We start from the raw sequence: 2,588 nt of genomic DNA, 5'->3' as shown, positions 1-2,588 counted from the left end.
ATTTGTCTTTCCGTATTTCTGGGAAATCAGGCTGACGAACACATCAGTGGCGTCAAGCTCCCCGTCAAATACAGTGGTCACATGAATCTCTGTTTTGTTTTTTGCCATAGGCAGTTATCCTCCATACATGAAAATAGCCAGACAGAGGGTGTCGGCAACGAAGTCCGGCAACGGGCTTCAAAAGACCTTGCAAACAATCTCAATCTGGCGATGATTACTATTTATACTTTTCTTTTATTTTTNCTTTCGTGATGACAAGGTTGATTTGCCTGCGCTCAATGGCTCTCAACATTCTCTGTAAATCAGGACGCTCCATATTAAGACCTGTGAAGCCATCGTCCTGATAGACTGCCACAACCTCCCATCCCTGCTTTTCGCAGTATTTTTCCAGCATATCACGCTGGTTTGCGATACTGGCACTTTCGCCTTGCAGGTCATCGTCCTTTGACAGCCTGCAATAGACCGCTGCACGATAGCCCCCGGCAAGTGCCGAACCGATTGTTCTGTATTCCATTTCGTTCATCATAGCCATTTACCCACACAATCCAGACGGTATCTGGCTCTTTTGAACCTCATCTTCATTATACTTCAAATCTTTCTTTTTAGCAAGATATTCTTTTGAATTTGTCTTTCCGTATTTCTGGGAAATCAGGCTGACGAACACATCAGTGGCGTCAAGCTCCCCGTCAAATACAGTGGTCACATGAATCTCTGTTTTGTTTTTTGCCATAGGCAGTTATCCTCCATACATGAAAATAGCCAGACAGAGGGTATCGGCAACGAAGTCCGGCAACGGGCTTCAAAAGACCTTGCAAACAATCTCAATCTGGCGATGGTTACTATTTATACTTTTCTTTTATTTTTCTGTTGTTTTGGTTGTTATAAGGGAGAAAATCCCGGAAATAAGGGATTTTCCCCGGCAACCGGCTCGGCAACGGGATAGCAACAGGGGGTGCAACGGGCGGTCATTTTCAGAATGGAAGCTCCATCTGTTCTGTGACCTCCACAAAGCCGTCCATCGTTTTTTCAGACGGGTTGCCGGAATCCGTTGCCGGGTTTTCACGCTCCCAGCCCTTTTGTCTGCCATATTCGGAAAACATTCTTGGGTTCGGGAAGTACCGCCAGCCGCAAATGCACTGGTTCATAATCTCGTTGATTTCCCGGATTTCCCATTGCTTCGGCTCGTCAAAAGCATGGTTCAAGGCTTCCTTATAGAGCTGCTTGGAGCAGACCATGTTCCCGGTGTACTTATCAAGATACGCCTGTATCATCCCGGCTTTGGTGTCCTCCGGCATAAAATCCCGCTGGTGTTCTTTGAGATACCGCTGCATGGCGGAGCTGAAAGCCAGCTTGAACCTGCCGCTTCGGTAAATCTCCATCGCTTCTGCCCACATCTGCTCGATATAGGCTCTGGAAGCAGCTTCATCCTCCAAAATGTGAACCTCGGCTTGCTCCGGGTACACCATGACCGGGATAAAACGGCGGTTGCCGGAACGGTCAAGGGGCAGGAAGTCAAGGGCATTGGAAGTGCCGCCAAACACGCACTGACGGGGGCGGTCTGCCGGGTGGGTTTCATAGGGTATCTTGTAAACCTCTTTCTGTCGGCTTAAAAATGACTTGATTTCCTCAATGCTCTTGGCGTTGGCGGTTGCCATCATTTCCGACATTTCGATAATCCAGTGACCTTGCAGCTTGCGGTACACATTGTCATCGTCCAGCTTCCGCAAATCATCGGAGAACCACTCGTCCCGGATTGCCAGCAGACGGAAGAAGGTGGACTTGCCAGCCCCCTGACCGCCTACCAGACAAAGCATGATTTCAAACTTGCACCCCGGCTGAAAGGCTCGTGAGATTGCACCCAGCAGGAACAGCTTCAACGCTTCATAGGTGTAATCGTCTGCGTCAGCCCCCAGAAAGTGCCGCAGGCAGAAACGGATTCGCTCTGTCCCGTCCCAAACAAGGTCACTTAAATAGTCCCGGATGGGATGGTACTTGTTTTCATTCGCCACAATCCCGATGGCATTATCAATCTTTTTCTCATTGGTAAGCCCGTAGGTTTCTTCCAGATAAAGAAGCAGATACTTCATGTCCGTATCGTTCAGGGCGGTGCTTTCTCTGTGAAAACCGATGGGCTTTATGATGTCCTTGCGGTCGGTCAGGATGTTGTATGCGATAGCCCCGGAAAGCAGAGGGTCACGCTGGAATACGGTCAGGCAGTTCCGTATGCTCTGACGGACAGCGCCTTTCTCGGTAGTTTCCAGCCCCGCCTTGATTTCCTCAACGCTCTGTGGCGGCTGCATGGCGTTCATGGTGTTTTTTAGTTCTTGCTGTGTCTGCGGCTGCAAGCTCTGCCATTCGCTGTTCAAGCTGTATCACATCCTTTCCGTAGTCCGTAATCAAAGCTGCTTTTTCCTCCGTTTCCCCGAACAGCAGCACATCCAGCAGATATTCCACTTGGTCTTGCTTCTGTAAGGCTTCCACAAACCGGGGATGAAAGGCTTCCTCTGGGGAGTGCGGGGCATATTCCGTTCTCCATGCCCGAAGCAGGTGGAGATAATCGGCAAGGATACGGAAGCAGCGGTTCTTTG

2 protein-coding genes and 2 pseudogenes are annotated in these 2,588 nt (G+C 49.6%); all 4 read right to left on the bottom strand.

Annotation, left to right across the window (positions count from 1 at the left end):
* Nucleotides 1-244: 244 nt before the first annotated feature.
* A pseudogene (locus OCV63_RS17265) lies at nucleotides 245-532 on the bottom strand (recombinase family protein); the annotation flags it as partial.
* The gene (locus OCV63_RS17260; protein ID WP_006873181.1) at nucleotides 533-730 is read right to left on the bottom strand and encodes a hypothetical protein; all 198 of its coding nucleotides are present in this window, start codon (nucleotides 728-730) and stop codon (nucleotides 533-535) included.
* A gap of 241 nt (nucleotides 731-971) precedes the next feature.
* A complete protein-coding gene (locus tag OCV63_RS17255; RefSeq protein ID WP_158365439.1) occupies nucleotides 972-2,309 on the bottom strand; it encodes a virulence-associated E family protein in 1,338 nt (445 codons plus the stop codon).
* Nucleotides 2,278-2,588 (bottom strand): annotated as a pseudogene (locus tag OCV63_RS17250) (CHC2 zinc finger domain-containing protein); the annotation flags it as partial. The gene OCV63_RS17255 and the pseudogene OCV63_RS17250, both read right to left, overlap by 32 nt.

Origin of the sequence: Laedolimicola ammoniilytica (assembly GCF_025567165.1) — a bacterium.
In the GTDB taxonomy this organism is placed as follows: Bacteria; Bacillota; Clostridia; order Lachnospirales; family Lachnospiraceae; genus Laedolimicola; species Laedolimicola ammoniilytica.
The sequence above is the reverse complement of the archived record's forward strand: the minus strand, read 5'-3'. Positions and strand labels throughout refer to the sequence as shown.